Genomic DNA, 25,548 nt, shown 5'->3' with positions numbered 1-25,548 from the left:
ATGCCTTCAGATTTGCAGGAATTCAGGACAGCGCCGCTTCGCGCAAATCCCTGGGCAGGGGGAAGAAGACGCTTTCGTCCGCCGTCGACACCGTCTCCACGCTGAGGGTGTAGCGCTGGGCGAAGGCGTCGAGGATCTCCTCCACCAGCACCTCCGGCGCCGAGGCGCCCGCGGCGATGCCGAGCGAGGCCAGGCCGCCGAAAAGCGTCCAGTCGATGTCGACGGCCCGCTGCGTCAGCACGGCGATCGGACATCCCGCCCGCTCCGCCACTTCGCGCAGCCGCTGCGAATTGGAGGAATTGGGGGCACCCACCACGATCATCGCCTCGACCCGCGGCGCCACCGCCTTGACGGCCTCCTGCCTGTTGGTCGTGGCGTAGCAGATGTCTTCCTTGTGCGGGCCGACGATGGCGGGAAAACGCGCCCGCAGCGCCTCGACGATCTCGCGCGTGTCGTCGACGGACAGGGTGGTCTGGGTCACGAAGGCCAGCGCATCGGGATTGCGGGGCACGAAACCGGCGATATCCTCCACCCGCTCGATCAGCCGCACCGCACCGGCGGGCAGCTGGCCCATGGTGCCGACGACTTCCGGATGACCGGCATGGCCGACGAGGATGATCTCGCGGCCGCGCTTGAAATGGATCTCCGCCTCGCGATGCACCTTGGTGACGAGCGGGCATGTGGCGTCGATGGCGAAGAGATTGCGCGTCTGCGCCACGGCCGGCACCGTCTTCGCCACCCCATGGGCCGAGAAGATCACCGGCGCGTCGGTCGACGGTATCTCGTCGAGCTCCTCGACGAAGATCGCCCCCTTCGCCTTGAGGCTCTCGACGACATATTTGTTGTGCACGATCTCGTGACGCACATAGACCGGCGCGCCATAGAGCTTGAGCGCGCGCTCGACGGCGTCGATCGCCCGCACCACGCCGGCGCAGAAGCCGCGGGGCGAGCAGAGCAAAATCGACAGCGGTGGTTTTTCGGCAGTCATCACGCGCCGGATATGGGGCTCGGCAGCAAGGCACGTCAAGCGATTAGCGCATGGAAAACGGCGCCGATCAAGCCGGGCTAGGTTTCGGGATAGGGCTCGGAGGCGAGCGCCGCGGCCCGGGCGACGCAGGCTCGCGCCAGGCAGAGCGTGGCATCGATGCAAGACGGCAGGCCGCAGAGATCGTTGGCGAGGGCGACCGGCAGCTCGGTGCAGGCGAGCAGCAGGACGCCCGCGCCCGCCGCCGCGAATTCCTTGGCGAGCTCCCGGCTGAGACGGCCCGCCAGCGTGAGATCGGCGACCTTCACGGCATAGATCGCCGTCATCATCCGCCGCTGCATGTCGTCCGTGGGGCGAATCACCGCGAACCCGGCTTCGGCCAGCCGTGTGTCGTAATAGCCCGAGGCAAGGGTTCCGTCGCTGCACATCAGGCCGACCGCCGTGCCCGGGAGATGGCCGGCTTCCCTCAGCGCCGCGACGGCGATGTCGGCGATATGCAGGATCGGGATCGAGACCGCGGCTTGCATTTCCGCATGCCAGTGATGCGCCGTGTTGCAGGCGATGGCGATGAAGCTTGCGCCCTGTGCTTCAAGCTGCCGCACGCCATATTGCAGATCCGGCCCCGGCGAGGGGCTGCCAGGCTCGAGCAGCGCCCGGTTGCGGTTCGGGATGCGTGGATTCGACCAGACCGTCACCGGGATATGGTCCTGGTCGCGCTCCGCCGGCGTCGCGGCGATCAGCTTGTCGAGGAAATCCAGCGTCGCCGCCGGGCCCATGCCGCCGAGAACGCCGACGAGCACCTCGGGCGCCCTGCCCCGGATGACGGCCCAGCCTTCGCCGCCGTCGGCCGGCCGCATACCGCTCTGCCCGGGTGGTCCATCCTGTGCATCGTTGCGCATCGCCCTGTCCCCTGTCCTGTCGTTCATGGTGCCGCCTCAATGCATCAGGGCGGCGAGATCGATCTGCGCCAGATGCTGCCAGAGGGCGACGTCCTGGTCGCTCCCCCGCGGGCGATGGGCATAGATGGCGATGTCCAGCGGATGCTGCAGCCCGTCCGGATCGAATGCCGCCAGCACGCCGGACCGGATGTCCGCCCCGACGAGGCTCCTCGGCAGCCAGGCCATGCCCAGGCCCGCCAGCACCATGGCGCGCAGCGCGCTGCTGAAGGCGCTGATGCACATCGTCTCGACTTCGAAACGGCCGGTCAGCCGGGGCATGGCCTGCTCCCAGATCACGGACCCGAAGAAGCTCGACTGGGGATAGGTGAGAAGGGCGAGCTTGCGGCCCTCCGCCGGCGCCCCGGCCGCGAAGGCGGCGCTGTCCGGCAGGCCGACGAGGATCATCGCGTCCTGCCCCGCGATCAGCCGCACGGCCGTGGCCGAGGGGATCTGCGCCGGCGTCCGATCGGTCTCGTGGCAGATGAGGAGGTCGACCTCGTTGCGGAGCATCATGTCGATGCATTGCGAACGGTCGCCGCAATAGAGGTGATAGGCCGGCTGGAAGCCATTGTGCCGGAGGCTCTCGACCAGGCGGGGAAACAGCGAGATCGACAGCGAATGCTGCACGGCGACGCGAAGCCGGGAGGCCCGCGCCTGCTCGCCCCTCAGCTGGCTGCGCAGATCGTAGATCTGGTTGAGGAAACGGTGCAGGTCGAGGTCGTTTTCGAGGGCGACCGGCGTGAAGCGGTGCGGCCTGCAGCTGCGATCCACCAGCGTCACGCCGAGCCAGGCCTCCAGCGCCTGGATGCGCCTCGAAAAGGCCGGCTGGCTCAGATTGCGCCGCTCGGCGGCGGCCGTGAAGCTGCCGAGTTCCCGCAGCACGAGGTAGTCCTCAAGCCAGCCCAGATCCATAAATCCCCTTCCATTGCCTAGATTATATGCAAATAATGCATGTAATGTCGAAAATTCAACGTTGGCGAACCTCTGCCGATGTTGTTAGCTCCTCCCCATCGAGCGAGCCCGCCGGCAGCCCGAGGCATGAATCGCGGCAGGGTTCGTCGCGGCAGAACGACTGGACAACAACGATGATGAACATATCCCGCTTTCCCCGAATCCGTCTAGGCCATCTGCCGACACCCCTAGAACCGATGAAGAATCTGAGCCAGAAGCTGGGCGGCCCCCGAATCTGGATCAAACGGGACGATTGCACGGGACTCTCGACCGGCGGCAACAAGACGCGCAAGCTCGAATTCCTGATGGCGGACGCACTGGCCCAGGGCGCCGATGTCGTCATCACCCAGGGCGCCACCCAATCCAACCATGCAAGGCAGACGGCCGCTGCAGCATGCAAATTAAGCATGCAATGCCACATCCTTCTCGAGGATCGCACGGGGCGGAACGACGCCGACTACGTGCTCAACGGCAATGTGCTCCTCGACAGGCTGCACGGGGCGACGGTCGCCCGCCGGCCCGGCGGCGCGGACATGGCGGCCGAGATGGAGAAGCTCGCCGACCAGCTGCGCGCCGACGGGCACAAGCCCTATGTCATCCCGGGCGGCGGTTCCAACCCGGTCGGAGCCCTCGGCTATGTCAATTGCGCGCTGGAGCTGCTGGTGCAGCTCAACGACATGGGCATCGCGCCGACGCATGTCGTCCACGGCACCGGCAGCGCCGGCACGCAGGCCGGCCTCGTCGCCGGCCTCGTCGCCGCGCGTTCCGGCATTCCCGTGCTCGGCATCGGCGTCAGGGCGCCCAGGCCGAAGCAGGAGGACATGGTGCTGTCCCTCGCCCGGCGGACCTGCGACCATATGGGGCTCGGCGATATCGTCGCAAGCGAGGATGTCGTCGCCAATTGCGACTATGTCGGCGACGGCTACGGCATCGGCACGCCCGGCATGGTCGAGGCCGTGCGCATGGTCGCCGAGCTCGAAGGCATCCTGCTCGACCCGGTCTATTCCGGCAAGGCGATGGCAGGCCTGATCGACCTCGTCCGCCGCGGCCATTTCGAGGCCGACAGCGACCTCGTCTTCCTCCACACCGGCGGCTCGGCGGCCCTGTTCGGCTATCCCGACGCCTTCGGCCTGCCGGGCTATGCGAACTGAGGGATCGGCGATGGGGGGCGAGCGATCATCCATGGACGGACCGGGCGCACCGGCAGCCGGGGGCGCGGCGATCCGCGTCGACGGCGTCAGCAAGTTCTTCCGGCGGACGAAGTCGTCCGATCCGCAGGCGGCGCTGCTGGAGGCGTCGCTCACCATCGGGGCGGGGACCTTCACCTGCCTCGTCGGTCCCTCGGGGTGCGGAAAATCGACGCTGCTGAACATGATCGGCGGCTTCCTGTTTCCCGACCAGGGCTCGGTCACCGTCGACGGCAGGCCGATACGCGGCCCCGGCGCCGACCGCGGCATGATCTTCCAGGAGCCGACGCTCTTCTCCTGGCTGACGGTGCGGGACAATGTGCTGTTCGGGCCCAAGGCCCAAGGCAGGCTCTCCGCCCGGACCCTCGCCGAATGCGACGAGCTGCTCGCCGTCGTCGGGCTCCAGCATTTCCGCGACCATTGCCCGCACCAGCTTTCGGGCGGCATGAAGCAGCGCCTCGCCATCGCCCGGGCGCTGATCAACCGCCCGGGCGTCCTGCTGATGGACGAGCCCTTCGGCGCGCTCGATGCCATCACCCGCAGCCACATGCAGGATTTCCTGCTCGACCTGTGGACGACACACCGCACCACCATCGTCTTCGTCACCCATGACGTGGAGGAATCGGTGCTTCTCGCCGACCGCGTGGTGGTGATGTCGCCCCGTCCCGGCCGCATCGCCGCGGTGGTCGACATCGACATTGCGCGGCCGCGTTCGACTCTGGCGGTGGATGCGCCCGAGCAGGTGGCGGCCCGCCGGGTCGTCCGCAGCCATCTCGCAGGGGCCGAACACCATGTCTGAGACACGCGCCATCCCGACATCGCCTGCCCGGAACGGCTCCGGGGTCGCCGATGGCATCGAGAAGGAGAGCTTCTGGCTCCGGCGCCAGAAACTCGTCGTCGGCAGCCTGTCGATGGTCGCCCTGCTCGTCGTCTGGGAACTCGTCGCCCGCCTGGCGATCGACGACCCTGCGATCCTGCCGGCTCCCTCGCTCGTCCTCTCGGTCTGCCTGCAGCACCTGACGCTGCCCTATCCCGCCCAGAACTCGACGCTGCCGGAGCACACGCTCTACAGCATCGTGCGCATCCTCATCGGCTTCGTGGCCGGCAGCATCGCCGGCATCGCCATCGGCGCGGCGATGTCCGCCATCAAATGGGTGCGCTACGCCATCGACCCGGTCATCGAACTGATGCGTCCCCTGCCGCCGCTCGCCTTCATCCCGCTGCTGGTGGTGTGGTTCGGCATCGGCGAGGTGCCCAAGATGGTGCTGATCTTCATCGGCGTGGTGCCGATCATGATCATCGCCACGCTGGCGGGGCTCGACGGCGTGCCCAAGCAGCTTCTCGACGCCGCCGCCTCGCTCGGCGCCTCGCCGCGCTATGCGATGGTCCATGTGAGGATCCGTGCCGCCCTGGTGCCGATCGTCACCGGCATGCGCGTTGCCGTCGGCGTGTCGTGGACCAGCATCGTGGCGGCCGAGATGATCGCCGCCGACCACGGCATCGGTTACGTCATCCTCGAGGCCGGAAACTACCTGGATACCGCCCTCGTCTTCTCCGCCATCATCATCATCGGGATTGTCGGCCTCGTCATGGACCGGGCCTTGCGGCTGATCCTGAGGAAACTCGACCCGACCCAATAAAATCCAGCACAGAACCCCGGAGGTGGAACAATGACGAACGCAAAGACGACGAAACGCAGGCGCGCCCCGCGCCGGACGACGGGCCTCGCCGCAGCGGCCCTCGGCCTCGCCGCCCTGGCCGCGACGGCGACTGCCGGCATGGCCGCCGATGCGCCCGACCTGGTGGTCACCTATTGGCAGCAGTCGACGCCCTCGCCCGAGACCATCCTGGCGACCCAGCCGGAACTGCAGAAGACGATACCCGCCAACCTCACTTATCACGCCATCACCAGCGGCCCGGCCGCCCTCGCGGCGATGAAGGCCGGTTCCTACGACTTCGTCGGCGGCGTCGGCAACCCGCCGGTGCTGGCGGCGATCGCCAACCGCACCGACATGAAGATCGTATGGGCGCAATATTACGACTTCGCCGGCCTCGCCGTCCGCAGCGACATCGCCGTGCCCGACGGTCTCGTCGGCAAGCAGGTCGGCGAGCAGATCGGCTCGTCCGAAGCCTTCTCCTTCTATGGCTGGCTGAAGAACCGCAACCTGCTCGGCAAGGTCAAGCTCGTCAACCTCACGCCGCCGGCGATGATGGCGGCCTATAAGAGCGGCGCGATCGCGGGCGGCTGGGTCAGCCAGCCCTGGCCGAGCGAGATGGCCGCCGACAAGGGCAAGCTCGTCGCCACCAGCGCCGACATGGCCAAGGAAGGCTATCCCGGCGTCAATGTGGTCGTGGCGAAGGCCAGCCTCGTCAAGGCGCATCCCGAGATCGTGCAGGCCTATGTCTGCGCCATGCAGAAGACCGCGGACATGGTGGCCGGCCCCGGTTCCACCGACGTGCTGAACAAGGCGGGCGCCTATAGCGGCGGCGAGCCGAACTCCGACGACGTCATCAAGCTGGGCAAGGCCTGGCCCTATTGGCCGATCGCCGACCAGACCGGACCGAACGGCATGGGCACGGTCGCCGATCCCGGCAGCGGTCTCGTCGCCAAGGTGCTCTACCAGACCGGGCAATGGATGAAGGAACAGGGCACGATCGCCAATCCGCCCGACGAGAAGGCGATCGCCGCGGCCATCGATCCGACCTTCGCCCAAGGCGTCGTCGACGGACACTGCAAATAGGGCCGGCACGCCGGGGAGCGCGGACTTCCTCGCCGACAGCCGGGAGATCGCTCGCCGGTCGACCTTCTCCTCGACGGCAAGGCTCTGCGTTTCCGAGAGGGGCGATCTGGCGATCGCCCCTCCCTGCGCGTCCTTGGGCGAGACGCCCGCGCTCCCGGGAGACGCTCAGCCCGCCGTCTTCGAGAAGTCCTCGACCTTGGCGGCGCCGGTCATGATCGCCACGACGTCGGCCATCGAATGGGTCTTCGGGCTAACGACCGCCGCCCGCTTGCCGAGGCGCATGATGTGGATGCGGTCGGCCAGTTCGAACACGTTCGGCATGTTGTGGCTGATCAGCACCACCGGCAGGCCGCGCTCGCGGATGGTGCGGATGAGTTCGAGCACCTGCCCGGTCTCGCGCACGCCGAGCGCCGCCGTCGGCTCGTCCATTATCACCAGCTTCTTGGCGAACAGCGCCGCCCGCGCCACGGCGACGCCCTGGCGCTGGCCGCCCGAAAGGTTCTCCACCGCATTGTAGATCGAGGGCAGGCGGAATTTCAGCTCCGCCATCGCCTTGCGCGCCTCCTCGCGCATGCGCCTCTTGTCGAGCCGGCGGAAGACCGAGCCGAAAATGCCGGGCATGCGCAATTCGCGGCCGAGAAAGAGATTGCTGGCGATGTCGAGGGCGGGCGCCACGGCGAGGTCCTGATAGACCGTCTCGATGCCGCGATAGCGGGCGTCGAGCGGTCCCTTGAACTGCACGGGCTGGCCGTCGAGCAGGATCTCGCCGCTGTCCGGCTTGAGGGCGCCGGTAAGCGCCTTGATCAGCGAACTCTTGCCGGCGCCGTTGTCGCCGACCACGGCGAGGATCTCGCCGCGCCGAAGCTCGAAATCGACGCCGTCGAGCGCGACGACATGGCCGTAGCGCTTGATGATGTCGCGCGCTTCGAGGATGGGGGCCGAGGAAGAAGCTGTTTCGGCCATCAGCGCCTCCCGCGCGAAAGCTGGTCGAAGGCGACCGCGGCGATCACCAGGATGCCCGTGATCAGGTCCTGCCATAGCGGATCGATGCCGGCGAGCGTCAGGCCGTTGCGCAGCACGCCGACGATCAGGGCGCCGATCAGCGTGCCGACGAGCCCGCCGCGGCCGCCGAAAAGACTGGTGCCGCCGATAACGACGGCCGTGATCGAATCGAGATTGGCGGTCTGCAGCGCGTTGGGATCGGCATTGGGGATGCGTCCCAGCGCCAGCCAGGCGGCGACGCCGTAGATGAATCCCGCGAGCACGTAGACCGAGAGCAGGTGGCGCCGCACGGGGATGCCGACGAGCCGCGCGGCTTCCGGATTGTTGCCGATGGCGTAGACGTGCCGACCCCATTTCGTCTGGTTCAGCAGGTACCAGATGGCGCCATACAGCACGAGCATGCCGAGGACGCCGTAGGTCACGACGAAACCGAAATAGGCGTCGCCATTGCCGGTCCAGCCGAGGAAATCGTCGTCGACAGGAAAGGCGCCGCCCGCGGAGATGAGCCGGAGAGCCGCGGTGATGATGCCCAGCGTGCCCAGCGTCACGATGAAGGGCGGCAGCCTGAGGCCGCTGATCAGCCCGCCGGCCACCGCGCCCGAAGCCGTGCACAGCACGACCGCGACCGCCATGGACAGCACCGGATCATAACCGCCATCGGCCAGCTTGCCGGCGATGATGGTGCCGAGGACGCAGATCGCGCCGACGGCGAGATCGATCCCCGCGGTGAGGATGATCAGCGTCTGGCCGATGGCGAGCGTGCCGACGACGACGGTCTGCTGCAGGATCAGCGAGAGATTCTGCTCGGCGAGGAAGCGGTCGTTGATCAACGAAAAGATGATGCAGAAGACCACCAGCACCAGGAGAGGACCGGCGGAGGGCGTCGCGACGATACGCGCGAGAAGGCCGCGCTCCTTTTCGGGCGATGAAGCGGTCACTGTACTCATCAAAACCTCGAAACTGTCGATGCAGGACTGGCGCAAGACCCTTTAGGCCGAACAGGCGCCAACCCTTCCTGCAGCCGTGCGGGACGAAAGCCGCCCGCACGGCTGCACGAAGGATGCGGCGCCCGTTCGCCGGAAAAGAGCGGGATTATTTGCCGCCCCAGCAGTTCTTGAGGCCCCAGGCGGTGTCCTTCGATTCCACGCCCGCCACCGGCTTGTCGGTGATGAGTTCGGAGCCGGTGTTGATGAACCCGCTCGGCTTCGTGCCGGTCTTGGCATAGTCCGCCACGGCATCGACGCCCAGCAGCGCCATCTTGTAGGGGAACTGCATCACGGTCGCCGCGACCTTGCCGGCCTTGACGTCCTTGACGCCGGAGCAGCTGCCGTCGATCGAGGTCAGCATCACGCTCTTGGCCTTGCCGAAGGATTTCAGCGCCGCATAGGCGCCGGCGGCCGCCGGTTCGTTGATGGTGTAGACGGCATTGATGTCGCCGTTCTTCGACAGGAGGTTCTCCATGCCGACCTGCCCCTTGTCCTGGGCGCCGTTGGTGATGGCCGAACCGGCGATCGCAGGATCACCTTCGGCGATGCCGAAGCCCTTGAGGTAGCCGTTGTGGCGGAACGTATCCACGGTGCCGCCCGGCGTGCCGTCGAGCATGGCGAGGATGGGCTTCTTGTCGCCCAGCGCCTTGCGGGCATAGCTGCCCTGCTTCACGCCGGCCTCGAAATTGTCCGTGGCGTAGGTGGCGTCGACCGCATCCGCCGGATCCGTCGCCGTGTCCAGGGCGATCACCAGGATGCCGGCGTCGCGAGCCTTCTTGATGATGCCGAGCATGCCGGTGGAATTGTTGGGCGTGACCAGGATACCCTTGGCGCCGGCGCTGATGAGATCCTCGATCGCGGCGACCTGGCCTTCATTGTCGCCGTCGAACTTGCCGAAGCGGGCGATCAGCTTGAGGCCCTTCTTCTTGGCCTCCGCCTCTGCGGCCTGGCGCAGCTTGACGAAATAGGGGTTGACCTCGGTCTTGGTGACGAGGCCGACGATGGTCTCGCTCGCCGCCGAAGCGGGCCCCGCCATCGCGAACGCCGTCGCGACGAGAGCAAAGCCGATAGCGGTCGATCGAAGGACGCTTCCGGTTGCCAATGACCGGCGCGGATGCAAAGCAGACATGATTTCTCCCATTTTTGTTGCCGGAGCTTCCCGCCCCTTCGTTGATCCTTCGTCTCGAAGGCTGGAGACTTTATGCCTCAACCTCCGACGAAATCAAATATATTTTGTCTATTTCTGTACATAAGTTCGGCAAGTCGAGGCAGCCATCATTATTAAGGAACGGGCCGCGGCGATTTTCAACCGGGAATGACGATATTGAGGTCGTGCAACGCCCTCCGTACCGTGTCATCGGCACACAGGGCGCGATAATTGCGGTAGAGCGTCCTGTAGGCCGGCGCGTGGCCGGGGTTCGGCCGGTACGGCGTGAACCTGCGCGCGCCGAAGCGCGCGGCGCCTTCTGCATAGTCCGGCACCAGTCCGGCCGCGACCGCGCCATGGATCGCCGCCCCCACGGCGGTGGGATTGGCGATTTCTGGCACCTCGACGCTGCGCTCGAAGACGTCGGCCATGATCTGCACGAGCAGGGGGTTGTTCTGCGCGAGCCCGCTCGTCAGGATCACCCGCTCGATGGAGAAATCCGCGGCCTCGAAGAGGTCGAGGACGGTCCTTGCGCCGAAGCACAGCGATTCCATCAAGGCGCGATAGATGCCGACCGCCGTCGTATCGGTCTTCAGGCCGAGCAGCAGGCCGCTCAGCCCGGAATCGGCCAGCGGCACGCGATTGCCGTTCCACCAGTCGAGCGCGAGGAGATGGTTGGCGCCCGGCGCCATGGCGGCGGCCTCGCCATTGTAGAGCGCGAAGCTGCCGGCCTGGGTCGGCGCTCGCGGAAAGGCCTTCACGAACCAGGCGAGCGTATCGCCGAAACCGGCCTGCCCCGCCTCGTAGCACCACAGATCGCGGATCGAGCCGTCCCTGGCGACCCCCTCGATGCCGGGCGGCAGCGGACGGAAATCACGGTTCAGGAACAGGTAGACGGCGGAGGTGCCGAGGGCGCCGACCAGGGCTCCCGTCGACACCGCGCCGATGGCCGGCAGCACCACATGCGAATCGATGACCGCGACGGCGACCACCGCCGCGCCCGAGATGCCGGTCCGCTCGCGCCAGGCGGCCGACAGGCCGCCCGCCGCCGAACCGATGCCTAGGGGCGACGACAGCCTGCCCGCCAATCCCGGGACGATGCCCTCCGGATAGCCCAGGGCCTCGGAATATTGCGCCTTGTAGGCGGCAAAGCCCAGGCTGCGCGCCTCCCGCCCGCATAATTGCCAGACCAGCCAGTCGCCCGCCTCGATGAAGCGCTCCGTTTCCCGCCAGATCTCCGGCGCTTCGTCGGCGATCTGCGCCGCCTTCGCCAGCAGCCATTCCCCGGAGAGCTTGCCGCCGAAATTGTCGAGGAAGGCGCCGCCTCCGGCGTTGATGGCGTCGGCATAGGGCTGTGCCGCGCCGTGCTTCCACAATTTGACATAGGCGTGGGGGTCGCCGGGATGGATGCGCGAAAGCGGCACGCCCGCCCCGGTCGCCGGCATCGGCGAACTCGCGGTGAAACCGAGGCCGATCGCCTCGACCGCCCGGCCCCGCCCGAGCCTGGACAGGATCTCGCCGGCGGCCTCGATATAGTCGTCGGCGTCCTGGAGCGCCCATAGCGGCGGCAGGCGCGTGCCGTCCGGCAGGCTCGTCATCACGCCGTGGCGGTAGGGATGCGCGTGGCTCGCAACCTGCTCGCCGCTGGCCGCATCGATCAGGACGCCGCGCGCCGATTCCGTGCCGTAATCGAGGCCGATCAGATAGGTGCTCATGCGGACGGTCCGGCTGCGTCGGACGGGCTCTGTTGCGGCAACACGTTGAAATTCCACCCTATTGAAATATCCGGTCGAACACGGCCTATGTGCGATCGCGCCGATGCGCGGCACGTGTTCTCCGCGCTTGGCCGAATTAGAAATGGAAAAGAACGAAAATCAACATTTATGATTATTTTTGAACAAAATTACCGGAATTCCTTCTAAGAATATCCTTATCCTCAGGAGGAGGCCTGTCGATGCGAATGCGAACGGAGGAAGCGGCGGGACATGCGATTCTCGGCAACAGCGGTGAGATCCTGTCGCTGATCGCGACCGGCACGGCGACGTCCCGTTCGGCGCTGCTCGAGCTTTCCGGCCTGTCGCGCGTCACGGTCACTCAGCGGCTCAACGCCCTGATCGCCGCCGGACTCGTACGGGAAACCGAACGGACGGTGCCGAGCGGCGGCCGGCCGACCCGCGTCCTGAGCGTCAACGAGCGCGCCGGCTTCGTGCTCGTCGCCAATATCGGCGAGACCTTCATCCGCCTCGCGGCCATGGACACCGAGCCCTCGATCATCGTCGAAAGCACGATCCCCTTCAACGCCGCGGACGGTCCGCAACATGTCCTCGAGCACCTCGCCCGCGAGTTCGACCGGCTGATCGCGCGGAGCCGGGCCAGCCATCCCTTCCTGTTCGGCCTCGGCATCAGCCTGCCGACCCCGGTCGATTTCAAGCGCGGCTGCGTCGTCGGCCCGTCCGTGCTGCATGGCTGGGACGAGTTCGACATCGCCGGCTGGATGCGCGAGCGCTTCGGCGTGCCGGCCTATGTCGAGAACGACGTGAACCTGATGACCATCCACGAGCATCGCCAGAACTACCCGCATGTCGACGACATGATCTTCATCAAGGCGGGCACCGGCATCGGCAGCGGCATCGTTTCCGGCGGCCGCATCTTCCGCGGCGCCCAGGGAGCGGCGGGCGATATCGGCCACATCCAGTTCGAATCGGCCGATCCGCCTCTGTGCCGCTGCGGCAAGTTCGGCTGCGTCGAAGCCCGCGCGGCCGGCTGGGCCATCGCCCGCGACCTGACGAAGCGGGGGTTCAAGGCCGAGAATGCGCGCGACGTCGTCGAGCTCGTCACCCGGCAGAATCCCGAGGCCCTCATGCTGCTGCGCGCTGCGGGCCGGGTGATCGGCGAAGTCGCCTCCGATGTCGTCAGCATCCTCAATCCGAGCCTGATCGTCGTCGGCGGCACGCTCGCCCGGAGCGGGGATTTCCTGCTGTCGGGCATCCGCGAACTCGTCTACCAGCGCTGCCTGCCGCTGGCCACGCGCGACCTGCAGATCGTGCTCGCCTATCCGCACAAGGACAGCGCGCTGTTCGGCGCCGCCTATCTCGCCTTCTACGACATCTTCAGCCGCCAGAAGGTCGACGAATTACTGGCGCGATTCGCCGCCCCGGAAGGCCGGTCGGCCGCCCGCCCCTCCCCTCCCGGCACCGCGAACGTCCCGTCCGCCTCTTGATAGGCACGCGCCGCAAGGACCGTCTTGCCCGCGGCATGGAAGAGGCGGGCGGGGACGCCCGCAGTCCCAGGAAGAGCGCCCGCTACGGCGCGAGTGCTTTGCGCACGGCGGGCGCCACCACCGTTCCGAACAATTCGATGGCGCGCATCAGCCTGGCATGCGGCACGCTGCCCATACTGAACTTGATCAGGAAGCGCTGGTGGTGGAAGAGCTCGTGCTCGGCCAGGATCTTGTCGATCACCTGCTGGGGATCACCGATGAAGTCCGAGCCGCGCGGCGAACGCTGCGCCTCGAACTGCGCCCGGCTATACGGCCCCCAGCCGCGCTCGCGTCCCAGTCGGCCCATCACGTCGACGTAATAGGGATAGATCGTCTCAGCCGCCGCATCCCCGTCATCATCGATGAAGCCGTGCGAATTGATGCTGACCGGCAGGGTCGCCGGGTCATGGCCCGCCCGCCGCGCCGCTTCGCGGTAGAGGTCGACCAGCGGCTTGAAGCGCGCCGGCTCGCCGCCGATGATGGCGAGCGCCATCGGCAGGCCGAGGGTCGCGGCGCGGACGACCGAGGACGGATTGCCGCCGACGCCGACCCACACCGGCAAAGGCTGCTGGACCGGGCGCGGATAGACGCTCTGCTCGTGCAGCGGGGCGCGGTGCTTGCCTTCCCAGTTGAGCGTCGTCCGCTCGCGCAGGCGCAGCAGCAGGTCGAGCTTTTCGGAGAACAGGCTGTCGTAGTCGGCGAGGTCGTAGCCGAACAGGGGAAAGGATTCGATGAAGGACCCCCGCCCCGCCAGGATCTCGGCGCGGCCGCCCGACAGGAGATCGACGGTCGAGAATTCCTGGAAGACGCGCACCGGATCGTCCGAGCTGAGCACCGTCACCGCGCTGGTGAGGCGGATGCGCTTCGTGCGCATCGCGGCGGCGGCCAGCAGCACGGCGGGGGCGGAGGCGGCGAAATCGGGCCGGTGGTGCTCGCCGATGCCGAAGACGTCGAGCCCGACCTGGTCGGCGAGCTCCGCCTCCTCCATCAGGTTGGCGAAGCGCTCCTGCGCCCCGATGACGGCCCCGGTCGCCGGATCGGCCGTGGTTTCCGCGAAGGTATAAAGCCCGAGTTCCATGATGTGCCTGAAGCCCCATCGGCGGGCCTGTCCGCCCGACGATTCCTGAAATGCCGAAGTCGATGGTCACAAATCGTAACCACCCCCCATTAGGGGACGATTCGGCACCTGGGCAAGGGGGCACATTCAGAGCCGCAAGGCACATCGATGTAACCGGCCCGGACCTACGCATCACAGCCATATTCACCGCCATGCGGCAATCATGCCGCATGGCGGTGGCACCGTGGGTGAAGCGCGCCGCTCCCCGCGCTTGCCTCACGCCGCCTCGTAACCGAGGATGCCCTTGATCTCGAGGAAGTCATCCAGTCCGTATTCGGCATATTCGCGGCCATTGCCCGACTGCTTGTAGCCGCCGAAGGGAATGCCGGCGTCCCAGGCGGGATAGTTGATGTAGACATTGCCGCTGCGCATGCGGGATGCCACGGCGCGCACCTTGTCGAGGTCCTGGCCCTGGATATAGGAGGCCAGGCCGTAGGGGGTGTCGTTGGCCTGCTCGATCGCCTGTTCCAGGCTATCATAGGGCAGGATCGAGAGCACCGGCCCGAAGATCTCCTCGCGGGCGATGCGCATCTGCGGCGTCACGTCGGCGAAGACGGTGGGACGGACATAATAGCCGCGGTTGAGGCCGGCCGGACGGCCAGGACCGCCGGTGACCAGCGTCGCGCCCTCGGCGATGCCGCTCTCGATCAGGCCCTGGATCTTGTCGTACTGGATCTGGCTGACGACCGGTCCGAGATTGGTGCCGGAGGCATCGGCGGCACCGACGACGAATTTCTCGGCTGCCACCTTGGCATAGCCCGCCGCCTCGTCATGCCGGTCGCGCGGCACGAACATCCGCGTCGGTGCATTGCAGGACTGGCCGCCGTTGCCGAAGCAGCCCTCGACGCCCTTCGGCACCGCCACGGCGAAATCCACGTCCGGCAACAGGATGTTGGCCGACTTGCCGCCCAGTTCCTGGGACACGCGCTTGACGGTGTCGGCCGCCGACTTCGCCACCAGGATGCCGGCGCGGGTCGAGCCCGTGAACGACATCATGTCGATGTCGGGATGGGAGGCGAGCGCCTGGCCCACCGTCGGGCCGTCGCCGTTGACGAGGTTGAACACGCCCTTGGGTACGCCGGCCTCGTCGAGGATCTCGGCGAAGATGACGGCGTCGAGCGGCGCGATCTCGCTCGGCTTCAGCACCATGGTGCAGCCCGCGGCGAGCGCCGGGCCGACCTTGCAGGTGATCTGGTTCAGCGGCCAGTTCCACGGCGTGATCAGGCCGACGACGCCGATCGGCTCCTTGACCACGAGGGAGGTGCCCTTCACCTTCCGGAACTGGAAGGTCCGCAGCACTTCGACGATCTTCAGGAGATGGGCGAGGCCGATGCCCACCTGCGAATCCAGGGCGAACTGGCGCGGCGCGCCCATTTCGCGCGAGACCGCCAAAGCGAGGTCCCTGCTGCGCTTCTTGTAGATGTCGACGACCCGCTGCAGGATCTCCAGCCGCTCGGCCGGGCTGGTGTAGCCGAAGGTCGCAAAGGCGCGCTTGGCCGCCGCGACCGCTTTGTCGACATCCGCCTTGGTGCCCAGCGAAATCTGCGCGAACGCATCCTCATAGGACGGATCGATGACGTCGAGCACATTGGGAACGACCGGGTCGACCCAGGAACCATCGATATAGAACTGCAACGCGTGAGCCATCGGCTTCCTCCTGTCCGCTCATCCCTTACAAGCGTAATATCCGAACGAATATAACGTTGACGGCTCCTTGGCTAGGGCGCACTCTTACGAGGACGAGGCGGCGATCCCGTCATGCGCGTTCCCGAGGGCCGGCTGCGGCCTGTCCGGACGACGCCGATCCGCCACCCCGCAAGATCGAAACGACGCCGAAGGCGCTCTATCCCAAGGAGGAAGGCAATGTTCCAGCAGGCCCTGGAGAAGGTTTCCAAGCAGGTCCTCATCCGCGACCGCTACGACAATTTCATCGGCGGCAAATGGATCGCACCCGTCGAGGGACGCTATTTCGACAATCCGAGCCCGATCACCGGCAAGAAGCTGTGCGAAGTGCCGCGCTCCTCGGCCGCCGACATCGAACTCGCCCTCGATGCCGCACACAAGGCCAAGGACGCCTGGGGCAAGACGTCGGTGCAGGAGCGCTCGCGCCTCCTCAACAAGGTCGCCGACAAGATCGAGGCGAACCTCGATCTCCTCGCCCTGGTCGAAACCCTCGACAACGGCAAGCCCATCCGCGAATCGACCCATGCCGACATGCCGCTCGTCGTCGATCACTGGCGCTATTTCGCCAGCGTCATCCGGGGCCAGGAAAGCGGGATCTCCGAGATCGACGCCGACACGGTCGCCTACCACTTCCACGAGCCGCTCGGCGTGGTCGGCCAGATCATACCCTGGAACTTCCCGATCCTGATGGCGACATGGAAGCTGGCGCCCGCTTTGGCCGCCGGCAACTGCGTCGTGCTGAAGCCGGCTGAGCAGACGCCCCTCGGCATCCTCGTCGTCATGGAGCTGATCGGCGACATCCTGCCGGCCGGCGTCGTCAACGTCGTCAACGGCTTCGGCATCGAGGCGGGCAAGCCGCTCGCCCAGAACAGGCGCATCGCCAAGATCGCCTTCACCGGCGAGACGACGACCGGCCGCATGATCATGCAATACGCGGCCGACAACATCATCCCGTTGACGCTGGAGCTGGGCGGCAAGTCCCCCAACATCTTCTTCGCCGACGTCGCCGACGCCGATGACGATTTCTTCGACAAGGCGCTGGAAGGCTTCGCCATGTTCGCCCTCAACCAGGGCGAGGTCTGCACCTGTCCGAGCCGGGTGCTGGTTCAGGACGCGATCTATGACAGGTTCATGGAGCGCGCCGTCGCCCGCACCCGGAAGATCAAGCAGGGCCACCCGCTCGATGCGGAAACCATGATCGGCGCCCAGGCCTCCAACGACCAATTGGAGAAGATCCTCTCCTATCTCGACATCGGCCGGCAGGAAGGAGCCAAGGTCCTCACCGGCGGCCATCGCGCCAATTTGGAGGGCGAACTCGCCGGCGGCTATTATGTCGAGCCGACGATCTTCGAGGGCCACAACAAGATGCGCGTGTTCCAGGAGGAAATCTTCGGACCGGTCGTCGCCGTCACCCGGTTCAAGGACGACGACGAGGCGCTCGCCATCGCCAACGACACGCTCTACGGCCTCGGCGCGGGCGTGTGGACGCGCAACGGCAACCGGGCCTATCGTTTCGGCCGCGCCATCCAGGCCGGCCGGGTATGGACCAATTGCTACCATGCCTATCCGGCCCATGCGGCCTTCGGCGGCTACAAGCAGTCCGGCATCGGGCGCGAGACGCACAAGATGATGCTCGACCACTATCAGCAGACCAAGAACATCCTCGTCAGCTATTCGACCAAGGCCCTCGGCTTCTTCTGAGGCCGGACAGGACATAGCGGCGTGCCGGCTTCCCGGCCGGCACGCGCAACAGGGAGAACGGCCATGGTCGCCCGGGTCGAGATCACCGAAAAAGCGGCGGAAGTCATCGCCCGCCTCCGGGCGCAGCACGGCGCCCTCCTGTTCCACCAGTCGGGCGGCTGCTGCGACGGATCGGCACCGATGTGCTATCCGGTCGGCGATTTCAGGGTCGGCCCGCAGGACGTGCTGCTCGGCGAGATCGCCGGCTGCAAATTCTATATCGGCGCCGCGCAGTTCGAATATTGGCGGCACACGCGGCTCGTCATCGACGTCGTTCCCGGCCGCGGCTCCGGCTTTTCCGCCGAAGCGCCCGAGGGCGTCCGCTTCCTCACCCGCAGCCGGGTCTTCACCGACGACGAGGCCGCGGCGCTCGACGCCGAAGGCCCGCCGGCCCGCGCCGCGTGCGCGTGAGCTGCACGCGAGCGCCTCATCCTGGCCGCGCTCCCGGCGCGCCCTACGTCGCCGGCCCCACGGCGACGTCGATGGCCGACGCCTTGACGCCGCTGACCTCGATCGTGGCCGGTCCCGCCTTGAGATCGAAGCGCACGCTCTTGCGCATGCCGGGGCATCCCTTCACGCCGCTATATCCCGCCGACTTGATCGACTTGCCGGCCTGGACGACGTCGATCCACCCTTCGCCCGACAGCGTGACCTGATACATTCCGTCATGCTCGACCGTGGTCGAGACGGCGGCGCCGAACGTGCCCGCCGGCGGCTTGTGGTAGGGCGCCACGCCGAACGAGACGCTCTCGACCGGGCTCAGGGCGAGGCTGAAAGCGCCGTTCGCCACCGGCAGGGTCCCGCCCGTCGCCAAGGCCGGATGGGCCGCCTGCAGCCAGGCCTGTTCCCGTGCCATCGGCCATTTGAACGTGGCGCAGGCCGCCTCGTCGGCAGTGGCGGGCCATGCCGCGCCCGTCCCGACCGAGACGGCCAGCGAAATGACGACCCAGGCTTTCCTCATGTCTCCATCCCCCTCCCCGATTCCGATATCTCGCCGATCATAGCGCCGTCTCCGCCATATCCAACGGCGAATGACGATCGCGACGGGACCTATGCCCGCCGGTAATCGGTCATGCTGCGATACGACTTGCGCGGCCCCGTCACGGCATGCTCGACCGTGAAGCGCCCGTCAGCGAGGAAGCGGTAGACTCCCTCGTACCGGTCCGCCGCGCACAGATGCAGATCGGTGGCGGCGAGGCCGCCGTCGCCCTCGTCCCGCAGCACGAGGCGGTGGAAGATCCGCGTCCCCGCCGCGTCGAAGAAGATGTCGATGCCGTCGGCGCGCTGGCGGTAATGATAGGCCCGCCGGGCGCCCACCGGCGGGCGTCCCGGCAGCGACAGCAGCCCCTCCTCGACATAGGCCGCCTCGGACCGGCCCGCTGGCGTGATGCGGGCGATGCCTTCCAGCTCGGCCATCGGCGCCGACGACGCGATCTCCTCGATCGAGCGGCGGATCCGCCATTCGCCGGCGAGCGACGACAGGATATCGTGTGGGGCCCATGTCATTGTCCGTATCCTCGTGCTGGCGTATCATTCGCGCAGCCGGGCATCCGATGCGAGTGTCGAATCATCATGCCATCCCTGAGCTTGCGCATCGATCTTGATCCGGGCGGGCGAATCGGTCCCGGCAAGATCGAACTCCTCGAAAACATAGCCGCGCACGGGTCGATTTCGGCTGCCGGCCGTGCCATGGGCATGTCCTATCGCCGCGCCTGGGAGCTGGTGGAGGAGACCAACCAGATCTTCGGCAAGCCGGTCGCGATCCGCCAGACCGGCGGCAGGAATGGGGGAGGCGCCACCCTGACCCCGCTCGGCCTCGCCGTGATCTCCCGCTTCCGGGCCATCGAGCGCGCGATGACCGACGCCGCCCGCGACCATATCGCGGCGCTGCAGATCGAGGTCGACCAGGCGCCGGAAAGCGCACCTTGATACGCTCCGGCTGCGCCGATGGAGCCGAGGATCATCCCGTGACCGACGATGCGATATCGATCGTCGCCGCCGTCATCCTGGATGAGTCCCGCCATGTCCTTCTCGTGCGCAAGCGCGGGACGCGGGCCTTCATCCAGCCCGGCGGCAAGATCGAGCCGTCCGAGGCGCCGCTGGAAGCGCTCCGGCGGGAGATCGCCGAGGAACTGGGCTCCGGCTGCGAATTTCAGGCGGCCATCTTCCTCGGCCGCTATCGCGCCCCCGCCGCCAACGAGGCGGGGCGATGGGTCGATGCCCTTCTCTACGAGGTGGCCCTGCATGGCCCGGTCGCGATCGCGGCGGAGATCGAGGAACTGGCCTGGGTGGACGCCGGCGGGCCCGGGCCGATCGAACTCGCCCCGCTGACGCGCGACATCGTCCTGCCGCTGGTCGCCTCAGGCAGGACCTGACGGGCCGACGACCTCGAACAGCCGCTCCCGAAGCCAGACATTGGCCGGGTCCTCGTGGACGCGGGCATGCCAGAACGCCGCCAGCACGAATCTCGGCTGGGCTATCGGCGTCTCGAAGAGATCGAGGCGGTCGGCATACAGATCGAGGAAGCGGCTGGGCAGGGTGCAGAGCAGATCGCTGCGGACCAGCATTTCCGGCACCAACGCATAATTCTGCACGGATACGGTCACCCGCCGGTGGCGCCCGGCCTCGTAGAGCAGCCGGTCGACGGTGCCGGTGAAGCCGCCTTCGGCGGAGACGATGAGATGGTCGCAGCGGCAATAGCCGTCGAGATCGAGCGGGTGATCACCACGCGGATGGCCCTTCCTCTGCGCCGTGACGAAGCGGTCCTCGAAGAGACTGCGGCGGATCAGGCCCTCGCCGGCATCGAGGCCCGATCCCAGAGCGAGATCGGCCTCGCCGCTCTCGAGCCGCTCGCAGATCGGCCTGCCGTTCGGATGGAGGCAGGCGATGCGGATGTCGAGGGCGCCGAGGTCGCGTGCCCGCGCCACCAACCCCGCGCCCACCATGATCGCCGCATTGTCGTCGGCGACGATGCGGAAACTGCGCTTGCTCTCCTGCGGGTCGAAAGCCGGCGGCCCGTCGGTCAGCGCCTGCAGATTGGCCAGCGCCGTGTGCAGCGCACCCTTCATGGCCAGCGCGCGGGGCGTCGCCACCATGCCGCGCCCGGTCGAGGCGGGAACGAGGAGCGGATCGCCGAACAGTTCCCTCAGGCGGGCGAGTTGGGCCGAGAGGGCGGGCTGGCTGATGGCGAGACGCGAGGCCGCGCGGGTCACATTGGCTTCCTCGAGCAATACGTCGAGAGAAAGCATCAGACCCAGATCGGCAGACCGCATGTGTTATCCTTTATATCCATGCCCCACCCAATAGGGTCATAGGATGAGTCGACCCCGATTCTCAGCCAATGGTTCATCATTCACCGCAAAAATATGGAATGATCATGATGTCCGATAGCACGAATTCTGATTTGATCGAACTTACCAGCAGCTGGACGTTCGCGGTAACGATCGATCGTCTCACCAAGGCGATCGAAGAAGCAGGAATGATCCTGTTCTCAACGATCGATCACGCAGCCGGAGCGCGAGACGTCGGAGAGACCATGCCGCCGACCGTGCTGCTGACCTATGGCCACCCCAAAGGCGGCACGCCGATCATGCTCGCGGCGCCGCAAGCCGCGCTCGACCTGCCCCTGCGCGTGCTGGTGCGGGAGGACGCCGGGCGCGTGCTGGTCTCGTTCCATGCCGCCGCCCCGATGCTCCGGCGGGCCGGCGTTCCCGAAGCGCTGGCGGAGCGGCTGGACCCGGCCCAGCGGATCCTCGCCGAGGCGATCCGGCCCGCGGCGCCGGGCTGACCGGCTGCTCAGCCCGGCGGCAGAGCGCCGGCGGCCGGACGGCCGGCGCTCGTCATGGAGAGCCGCCGCGCCAGTTCGACGACGCTGCGCGCGCTCGGCGTGAGCGGCCGGTCGGCCTTGTAGGCGATGCCGATATCCATGGTCGGCACCGCATCGCGCAGCGGCCGGCGGCGGATGCGGCCACCGTCATGCGACCAGGCCCGGTAGACGAAGTCGGACAGGATCGTCACCCCGCTCCCCTGCCCGACCAGGCTGCGGATGCACTCCAGCGACTTGCTGCGGAACATGATGCGCGGCGCGAGACCGTGCTCGGCCCAGTAGCCCTGCGCGATCGAGACATGCTCGTCCATGTCGAGAAGCGCAAAATCGCAGGCTGCCACATCCGCCAGTGAAACCGCCTCTTTCTCCAGCAGCGGGTGGTCGAGACAGGTCCATAGCTGGCGCCGCGAGCGGATGAGAACGTCATGGACGAGCCGCCGCCGCTCGGATTGCGGCATGAGGATCGCGATCGACAGGTCGAACTCGCCGGCCAGCAGGCGGTCCTCGGCCTCCCGGCGCTCGAATTCGACGATCTGCACGGTCACCGACGGCAGGGCCTGCGCGATCTGCCGCAGCAGCGCGGGAACGAGGAAGCCGCTGACGGTCTCCGTCACCGCGATCCGGATCTCGCCCGCGGCGAGGTCCCGCGCGGCGCGCGTGTCCTCCGTCGCTTCCGTCACCGCCGAGAGGATATGCTTGGCGTGGCGCAGCAGCCGTTCGCCTTCCGCCGTGAGATAGAGGCCACTGGCCTCGCGGCGGAACAGCGCCACGCCGAGCCCGTCCTCAAGGTTCCGCAGCGACGTCGAGAGGGAGGGCTGGGCGATGTTGCAGTGCTCGGCCGCCCTGGAAATCCGGCCCGTCTCGGCCGCCGCCACGAAATGGCGGAGCTGCGGCAGCGTGAAGCTCATAGCTTTCTCCTATGCCGGGCCATCATCAATCGATAATAGCTTTGCCGCCATCGCTACGGTAGCCCTGACGCCGCGACACGGATTTGCGAAGAACCATGCCTGACGACGCTCCGACGGACCGCCCCGCCCCCTCCCGTGCAGGAGGGGCGGCGAAGCCGGCCACGCCGGTCTCCGCGCGGCTGCGCGTCTTCGTGCTGTTCGGCCTCGGCTATTTCGTCTCCTATGTGTTCCGCGGCATCAATCTCGGCTTCGCACCGCTCATCACCCATGAGATCGGCCTGTCCGCGGCCGATCTCGGGCTGCTCACCAGCCTGTATTTCCTCGGCTTCGCGGCGGCGCAGATCCCGGGCGGCGTGCTGCTCGACCATTTCGGCGCCCGCCGCGTCAACGCCGGCATGCTGCTGCTCGCAGCCGCCGGGATCGCGGTGTTCGGGCAGGCCCACGGCCTCGGGGCGATGATGCTGGGACGCCTCCTTATCGGCGTGGGCGTCTCGGTCTGCCTCGGGGGCGCCTTCAAGGCGCTGGCGCAGGCCTTCCCGATCCGCCAGATCCCCCTCGTCAACGGGCTGGTCATGGCGGTCGGCGGCCTCGGCGGCGTCGCCGTCGGCTCGCCCCTCTCCTGGCTGCTGACGGTGACGGACTGGCGCACGATCTGCCTCGGCCTCGCCGGCGCCACCATCGCGGTCTCGCTCGCCCTCTGGTTCGGGGCGCCCGATCCGGGCGAGCCGCAGCGCCAGGGCAGCATCGCCGGCCAGCTCAAGGGCACGCGGCATATTCTCGGCAGCGCCGCCTTCTGGAAGATCGCCTCCTTCTCCTGCATCACCCAGGGCGTGTTCTACAGCATGCAATCGCTCTGGGTGGGCGCCTATCTGCGCGACGTCGCCGGCCTGGACGCCGCCCATGCGGCCGGCTTCGTGTCGATCATCGGCTTCGCCATGATGGCGGGATGCGTCGGCTTCGGCGCCCTCGCCCGGGCGCTCGAGCGCGTCGGCCTGTCCGTCAACGCCTTCTGCGGCATCGGCATGGCGCTCTTCGTCGTCGACCAGTTGCTGATCATGCTGGGCGCACCGCTGCCGATGCCGGTGCTGTGGATCGCCTACGGCATCTTCGGCGGCACCGGCATCCTCAGCTACGCCGTGCTCGCCGAGCATTTTCCCGCGCATATGATCGGGCGTGCCAACACCACGCTCACGCTGGTGCTCTTTCTGCTGATCTTCGGCTTCCAGCTCGGCGTCGGCGCCCTGCTCAACCGCTGGCCGGTGCAGGCCGGACACTATCCCCCCGCCGCGCATCTGACCGCCTGGACCGTGCTCGTCCTGCTCCAACTCGCCGGTGCCGTCTGGTACTGCCTGCCGAACCGGGCTGCGGCGAGACGCCCGGCCGGCAGCGCCTGACACGAAGGCCCCATCCACCGTGCCGCTCCCGTGACCGGCACGTGCCGATCATCGTCCCGATCGGCGGAGGCAAGGCGAATCGATGGCACGGTGGGCGGGTCGGGGACCCGCCCACCGTGCCCGTCCGTGCGGTGATACCGGAATCGATCGCAGGCGATCTTGATATCCCATCGCACAGTTGTATGATAACTCTACAATTCATACCTCCTCCTGCTGCCCTTCCGCCGGAACTCCTCGAATGAACGTCGCGTCCCCGCAGTCCCTCAAGGCCCTCGCCAAGCTGGCCGAGGCCTTTCCCGGTGATTTCCTGCTCACCGCCGAAGGCGACCTCGAGCGCTACAGCCGGGACTGGTCGGGAGACCATGTGAGCCGTCCTCTCGCCGTGGCTCGCCCGCGAACGGCCGAGGATGTGGCAGCGCTGGTCCGCCACTGCCGGCAGGAGCGCATCCCCCTCGTCCCGCAGGGCGGGCTGACGGGACTGGTGGGCGCCGCGGTGGCCGCGCCGGGCGGCGGCGAACTCGTCGTCAGCCTGGAGCGCATGAATGCCGTGCGTTCCGTGAGCCCTATCGATTTCGCCATGGTGGTCGAGGCCGGCTGCATCCTGGAGGACGCCAAGCACGCGGCCGAGAAGCACGACTGCGTGCTGCCGATCACCTTCGGCGCCCAGGGCAGCTGCCGCATCGGCGGCAACGTCGCCACCAATGCCGGCGGCTTCAACGTCCTGCGCTACGGCATGACGCGCGACCTCGTGCTCGGGCTGGAAGTCGTGCTGGCGGACGGGCGCATCTGGAATGGCCTCAAGGTCCTGCGCAAGGACAATCGCGGCTATGACCTCAAGCAGCTCTTCATCGGCAGCGAGGGGACGCTCGGCATCGTCACCGCCGCCTCGCTGAAGCTGTTCCCGAAGCCGACGCAGGTCGAGGTGGCGCTGGTCGGCCTGCGCTCGGTCGAGGATGCGATGCTGCTGTTCGCGCGCGCCCGGCGCGAGTGCAGCGACCTGCTCACCGCCTTCGAGCTCATCCTGCGCGAGGGCATCGAGGTCGCGCTCAGGGCCCGGCCGGACTTCACCGATCCCATGGATGCGCCCTACCCCGTCTATGTGCTGATCGAGACCTCGGCCGCCGGACGCGTCGACCTGCGCGCCCTGCTGGAGGGCTGCCTCGCCGAGGCGGACGACCTCGTGGCCGACGCGGTGATGGCCTCCGGCAAGGCGCAGGCGGACAGGCTGTGGCTCTTCCGGGAGACAATGGTCGAAAGGCAGGGCAATGGCCGGCGCTACCTGCGCACCGACGTGTCCGTACCGATTTCACGGCTGGCCGAACTGGTCGACCAGGGCGTCGCCGCGGTGCGGGGGCGCTATCCCGAGGCGCTCGCCCTGGCCTATGGCCATGTCGGCGACGGCAACGTCCACATGAACGTGATTCCGCCGGCGGACCTCTCGCTGCAGCAGACCGAGGATCTCTTCCATGGCGCCGAAGCCCTGATCTTCGATGTCGTCGACCGCCTCGGCGGCAGCATCAGCGCCGAACACGGCATCGGCAGGGTCAAGCAGAAGGCTTTCGTCGAACGGGCGGATCCCGTCGCTCTCGACCTTGCCATGCGGCTGAAAAACGTGCTGGATCCCGGCCATCTTCTCAGCAGCGGCCGGATTTTTCCGTCCCTTCCCGGCGCTTCGGACGAATAG

25 protein-coding genes are annotated in these 25,548 nt (G+C 67.4%); 12 read left to right on the top strand and 13 right to left on the bottom strand.

Annotated features, from left to right (window positions below; translation table 11 throughout):
* Positions 1–22 precede the first annotated feature (22 nt).
* From ispH to J3R73_RS06605, 3 genes are all read right to left on the bottom strand, one after another.
* Entirely contained in the window at positions 23–988 is a 966-nt protein-coding gene (gene ispH / locus J3R73_RS06615) for a 4-hydroxy-3-methylbut-2-enyl diphosphate reductase (RefSeq protein WP_307424038.1), read from the bottom strand.
* 77 nt (positions 989–1,065) lie between these two features.
* On the bottom strand, positions 1,066–1,911 hold the full coding sequence (cuyB, locus tag J3R73_RS06610) for a cysteate racemase (protein ID WP_307424035.1): 846 nt from the start codon (positions 1,909–1,911) through the stop codon (positions 1,066–1,068).
* A 9-nt stretch (positions 1,912–1,920) separates the two neighbouring features.
* Positions 1,921–2,835: a LysR family transcriptional regulator gene (locus J3R73_RS06605; RefSeq protein WP_307424030.1), complete on the bottom strand. Its 915-nt coding sequence runs from the start codon at positions 2,833–2,835 to the stop codon at positions 1,921–1,923.
* A 176-nt stretch (positions 2,836–3,011) separates the two neighbouring features.
* Here J3R73_RS06605 and cuyA point away from each other — a divergent pair, with 176 nt between their 5' ends.
* Genes cuyA through J3R73_RS06585 form a run of 4 tightly spaced genes read left to right on the top strand, consistent with a single transcriptional unit; the run spans position 3,012 to position 6,802 of the window.
* Positions 3,012–4,025 carry a D-cysteate sulfo-lyase gene (gene cuyA, locus J3R73_RS06600; RefSeq protein ID WP_370880070.1) on the top strand — a complete coding sequence of 338 codons (1,014 nt, stop codon included), beginning with the start codon at positions 3,012–3,014 and terminating at the stop codon, positions 4,023–4,025.
* Between the two features lie 31 nt (positions 4,026–4,056).
* A complete protein-coding gene (locus J3R73_RS06595) occupies positions 4,057–4,860 on the top strand; it encodes an ABC transporter ATP-binding protein (RefSeq protein ID WP_307424024.1) in 804 nt (267 codons plus the stop codon).
* Positions 4,853–5,701 (top strand): ABC transporter permease, encoded by an 849-nt coding sequence (locus tag J3R73_RS06590; RefSeq protein ID WP_307424020.1) that lies wholly within the window; start codon positions 4,853–4,855, stop codon positions 5,699–5,701. Before J3R73_RS06595 ends, J3R73_RS06590 begins: the two co-directional genes overlap by 8 nt.
* 30 nt (positions 5,702–5,731) lie before the next feature.
* Positions 5,732–6,802 carry an ABC transporter substrate-binding protein gene (locus J3R73_RS06585; RefSeq protein ID WP_307424017.1) on the top strand — a complete coding sequence of 357 codons (1,071 nt, stop codon included), beginning with the start codon at positions 5,732–5,734 and terminating at the stop codon, positions 6,800–6,802.
* A 165-nt stretch (positions 6,803–6,967) separates the two neighbouring features.
* Here J3R73_RS06585 and J3R73_RS06580 read toward each other — a convergent pair whose 3' ends face one another.
* The 4 genes from J3R73_RS06580 to J3R73_RS06565 form a co-directional block, all read right to left on the bottom strand.
* On the bottom strand, positions 6,968–7,765 hold the full coding sequence (locus J3R73_RS06580) for an ATP-binding cassette domain-containing protein (RefSeq protein WP_307424015.1): 798 nt from the start codon (positions 7,763–7,765) through the stop codon (positions 6,968–6,970).
* Positions 7,765–8,751, bottom strand: coding sequence for an ABC transporter permease (locus tag J3R73_RS06575; RefSeq protein ID WP_307424013.1), 987 nt, complete (start codon positions 8,749–8,751; stop codon positions 7,765–7,767). The genes J3R73_RS06580 and J3R73_RS06575 overlap by 1 nt, the downstream gene beginning before the upstream one ends.
* Positions 8,752–8,896: 145 nt before the next feature.
* Positions 8,897–9,919 carry a substrate-binding domain-containing protein gene (locus J3R73_RS06570; RefSeq protein WP_370879851.1) on the bottom strand — a complete coding sequence of 341 codons (1,023 nt, stop codon included), beginning with the start codon at positions 9,917–9,919 and terminating at the stop codon, positions 8,897–8,899.
* 176 nt (positions 9,920–10,095) lie between these two features.
* Entirely contained in the window at positions 10,096–11,652 is a 1,557-nt protein-coding gene (locus J3R73_RS06565) for an FGGY-family carbohydrate kinase (RefSeq protein WP_307424006.1), read from the bottom strand.
* Between the two features lie 239 nt (positions 11,653–11,891).
* On the opposite strand from J3R73_RS06565, the gene J3R73_RS06560 reads away from it, so the two are divergent.
* Entirely contained in the window at positions 11,892–13,157 is a 1,266-nt protein-coding gene (locus J3R73_RS06560; protein ID WP_307424005.1) for an ROK family transcriptional regulator, read from the top strand.
* Between the two features lie 82 nt (positions 13,158–13,239).
* Here J3R73_RS06560 and J3R73_RS06555 read toward each other — a convergent pair whose 3' ends face one another.
* Both J3R73_RS06555 and J3R73_RS06550 read right to left on the bottom strand, forming a co-directional pair.
* Positions 13,240–14,274 carry an LLM class flavin-dependent oxidoreductase gene (locus J3R73_RS06555; protein ID WP_307424002.1) on the bottom strand — a complete coding sequence of 345 codons (1,035 nt, stop codon included), beginning with the start codon at positions 14,272–14,274 and terminating at the stop codon, positions 13,240–13,242.
* 255 nt (positions 14,275–14,529) lie between these two features.
* The gene (locus J3R73_RS06550; RefSeq protein ID WP_307424000.1) at positions 14,530–15,960 is read right to left on the bottom strand and encodes an aldehyde dehydrogenase family protein; all 1,431 of its coding nucleotides are present in this window, start codon (positions 15,958–15,960) and stop codon (positions 14,530–14,532) included.
* Positions 15,961–16,176: 216 nt separating this feature from the next.
* Between J3R73_RS06550 and adh the strand changes: the two genes are divergently transcribed.
* Both adh and J3R73_RS06540 read left to right on the top strand, forming a co-directional pair.
* Complete coding sequence (gene adh, locus J3R73_RS06545; RefSeq protein WP_307423996.1) at positions 16,177–17,697, top strand: aldehyde dehydrogenase; 1,521 nt, start codon at positions 16,177–16,179, stop codon at positions 17,695–17,697.
* Between the two features lie 63 nt (positions 17,698–17,760).
* Entirely contained in the window at positions 17,761–18,147 is a 387-nt protein-coding gene (locus tag J3R73_RS06540) for a DUF779 domain-containing protein (RefSeq protein WP_307423992.1), read from the top strand.
* 43 nt (positions 18,148–18,190) lie between these two features.
* Here J3R73_RS06540 and J3R73_RS06535 read toward each other — a convergent pair whose 3' ends face one another.
* Together J3R73_RS06535 and J3R73_RS06530 are read right to left on the bottom strand one after the other, a co-directional pair.
* Entirely contained in the window at positions 18,191–18,697 is a 507-nt protein-coding gene (locus J3R73_RS06535) for a hypothetical protein (protein ID WP_307423989.1), read from the bottom strand.
* 89 nt (positions 18,698–18,786) lie between these two features.
* Complete coding sequence (locus J3R73_RS06530) at positions 18,787–19,242, bottom strand: DUF6314 family protein (RefSeq protein ID WP_307423985.1); 456 nt, start codon at positions 19,240–19,242, stop codon at positions 18,787–18,789.
* A gap of 66 nt (positions 19,243–19,308) precedes the next feature.
* Here J3R73_RS06530 and J3R73_RS06525 point away from each other — a divergent pair, with 66 nt between their 5' ends.
* Together J3R73_RS06525 and J3R73_RS06520 are read left to right on the top strand one after the other, a co-directional pair.
* The gene (locus J3R73_RS06525) at positions 19,309–19,665 is read left to right on the top strand and encodes a winged helix-turn-helix domain-containing protein (protein ID WP_307423982.1); all 357 of its coding nucleotides are present in this window, start codon (positions 19,309–19,311) and stop codon (positions 19,663–19,665) included.
* A gap of 38 nt (positions 19,666–19,703) precedes the next feature.
* On the top strand, positions 19,704–20,111 hold the full coding sequence (locus J3R73_RS06520) for an NUDIX hydrolase (protein ID WP_307423980.1): 408 nt from the start codon (positions 19,704–19,706) through the stop codon (positions 20,109–20,111).
* On the opposite strand, the gene J3R73_RS06515 is transcribed toward J3R73_RS06520, so the two are convergent.
* Positions 20,097–21,008, bottom strand: a complete 912-nt coding sequence (locus J3R73_RS06515; protein WP_307423976.1) for a LysR family transcriptional regulator — start codon at positions 21,006–21,008, stop codon at positions 20,097–20,099. The two genes, J3R73_RS06520 and J3R73_RS06515, sit on opposite strands and share 15 nt — an antisense overlap.
* Before the next feature lie 131 nt (positions 21,009–21,139).
* On the opposite strand from J3R73_RS06515, the gene J3R73_RS06510 reads away from it, so the two are divergent.
* Entirely contained in the window at positions 21,140–21,523 is a 384-nt protein-coding gene (locus J3R73_RS06510) for a DUF302 domain-containing protein (RefSeq protein WP_307423974.1), read from the top strand.
* 8 nt (positions 21,524–21,531) lie between these two features.
* Here the strand turns inward: J3R73_RS06510 and J3R73_RS06505 are convergent, their stop codons facing one another.
* A complete protein-coding gene (locus J3R73_RS06505; protein ID WP_307423972.1) occupies positions 21,532–22,470 on the bottom strand; it encodes a LysR substrate-binding domain-containing protein in 939 nt (312 codons plus the stop codon).
* Between the two features lie 95 nt (positions 22,471–22,565).
* Between J3R73_RS06505 and J3R73_RS06500 the strand changes: the two genes are divergently transcribed.
* Entirely contained in the window at positions 22,566–23,864 is a 1,299-nt protein-coding gene (locus J3R73_RS06500; protein WP_307423968.1) for an MFS transporter, read from the top strand.
* Positions 23,865–24,102: 238 nt separating this feature from the next.
* Positions 24,103–25,548 carry an FAD-binding oxidoreductase gene (locus J3R73_RS06495; RefSeq protein WP_307423966.1) on the top strand — a complete coding sequence of 482 codons (1,446 nt, stop codon included), beginning with the start codon at positions 24,103–24,105 and terminating at the stop codon, positions 25,546–25,548.

Origin of the sequence: Labrys monachus, assembly GCF_030814655.1 — a bacterium.
Classification (GTDB): Bacteria; Pseudomonadota; Alphaproteobacteria; order Rhizobiales; family Labraceae; genus Labrys; species Labrys monacha.
Note: the sequence above shows the minus strand (reverse complement) of the source record. Positions and strands in the feature narration are given on the sequence as shown.

Bases quoted from the DNA above. Each gene is read 5' to 3' on its own strand.
- J3R73_RS06535 (WP_307423989.1), bottom strand. From the start codon at position 18,697: ATGAGGAAAGCCTGGGTCGTCATTTCGCTGGCCGTCTCGGTCGGGACG.
- ispH (WP_307424038.1), bottom strand. From the start codon at position 988: ATGACTGCCGAAAAACCACCGCTGTCGATTTTGCTCTGCTCGCCCCGC.
- J3R73_RS06555 (WP_307424002.1), bottom strand. From the start codon at position 14,274: ATGGAACTCGGGCTTTATACCTTCGCGGAAACCACGGCCGATCCGGCG.
- J3R73_RS06575 (WP_307424013.1), bottom strand. From the start codon at position 8,751: ATGAGTACAGTGACCGCTTCATCGCCCGAAAAGGAGCGCGGCCTTCTC.
- J3R73_RS06590 (WP_307424020.1), top strand. From the start codon at position 4,853: ATGTCTGAGACACGCGCCATCCCGACATCGCCTGCCCGGAACGGCTCC.
- J3R73_RS06540 (WP_307423992.1), top strand. From the start codon at position 17,761: ATGGTCGCCCGGGTCGAGATCACCGAAAAAGCGGCGGAAGTCATCGCC.
- J3R73_RS06580 (WP_307424015.1), bottom strand. From the start codon at position 7,765: ATGGCCGAAACAGCTTCTTCCTCGGCCCCCATCCTCGAAGCGCGCGAC.
- J3R73_RS06525 (WP_307423982.1), top strand. From the start codon at position 19,309: ATGCCATCCCTGAGCTTGCGCATCGATCTTGATCCGGGCGGGCGAATC.
- J3R73_RS06560 (WP_307424005.1), top strand. From the start codon at position 11,892: ATGCGAATGCGAACGGAGGAAGCGGCGGGACATGCGATTCTCGGCAAC.
- J3R73_RS06515 (WP_307423976.1), bottom strand. From the start codon at position 21,008: ATGCGGTCTGCCGATCTGGGTCTGATGCTTTCTCTCGACGTATTGCTC.
- cuyB (WP_307424035.1), bottom strand. From the start codon at position 1,911: ATGAACGACAGGACAGGGGACAGGGCGATGCGCAACGATGCACAGGAT.
- J3R73_RS06550 (WP_307424000.1), bottom strand. From the start codon at position 15,960: ATGGCTCACGCGTTGCAGTTCTATATCGATGGTTCCTGGGTCGACCCG.
- J3R73_RS06570 (WP_370879851.1), bottom strand. From the start codon at position 9,919: ATGTCTGCTTTGCATCCGCGCCGGTCATTGGCAACCGGAAGCGTCCTT.
- adh (WP_307423996.1), top strand. From the start codon at position 16,177: ATGTTCCAGCAGGCCCTGGAGAAGGTTTCCAAGCAGGTCCTCATCCGC.
- J3R73_RS06605 (WP_307424030.1), bottom strand. From the start codon at position 2,835: ATGGATCTGGGCTGGCTTGAGGACTACCTCGTGCTGCGGGAACTCGGC.
- J3R73_RS06505 (WP_307423972.1), bottom strand. From the start codon at position 22,470: ATGAGCTTCACGCTGCCGCAGCTCCGCCATTTCGTGGCGGCGGCCGAG.
- J3R73_RS06530 (WP_307423985.1), bottom strand. From the start codon at position 19,242: ATGACATGGGCCCCACACGATATCCTGTCGTCGCTCGCCGGCGAATGG.
- J3R73_RS06585 (WP_307424017.1), top strand. From the start codon at position 5,732: ATGACGAACGCAAAGACGACGAAACGCAGGCGCGCCCCGCGCCGGACG.
- J3R73_RS06565 (WP_307424006.1), bottom strand. From the start codon at position 11,652: ATGAGCACCTATCTGATCGGCCTCGATTACGGCACGGAATCGGCGCGC.
- J3R73_RS06495 (WP_307423966.1), top strand. From the start codon at position 24,103: ATGAACGTCGCGTCCCCGCAGTCCCTCAAGGCCCTCGCCAAGCTGGCC.
- cuyA (WP_370880070.1), top strand. From the start codon at position 3,012: ATGAACATATCCCGCTTTCCCCGAATCCGTCTAGGCCATCTGCCGACA.
- J3R73_RS06595 (WP_307424024.1), top strand. From the start codon at position 4,057: ATGGACGGACCGGGCGCACCGGCAGCCGGGGGCGCGGCGATCCGCGTC.
- J3R73_RS06500 (WP_307423968.1), top strand. From the start codon at position 22,566: ATGCCTGACGACGCTCCGACGGACCGCCCCGCCCCCTCCCGTGCAGGA.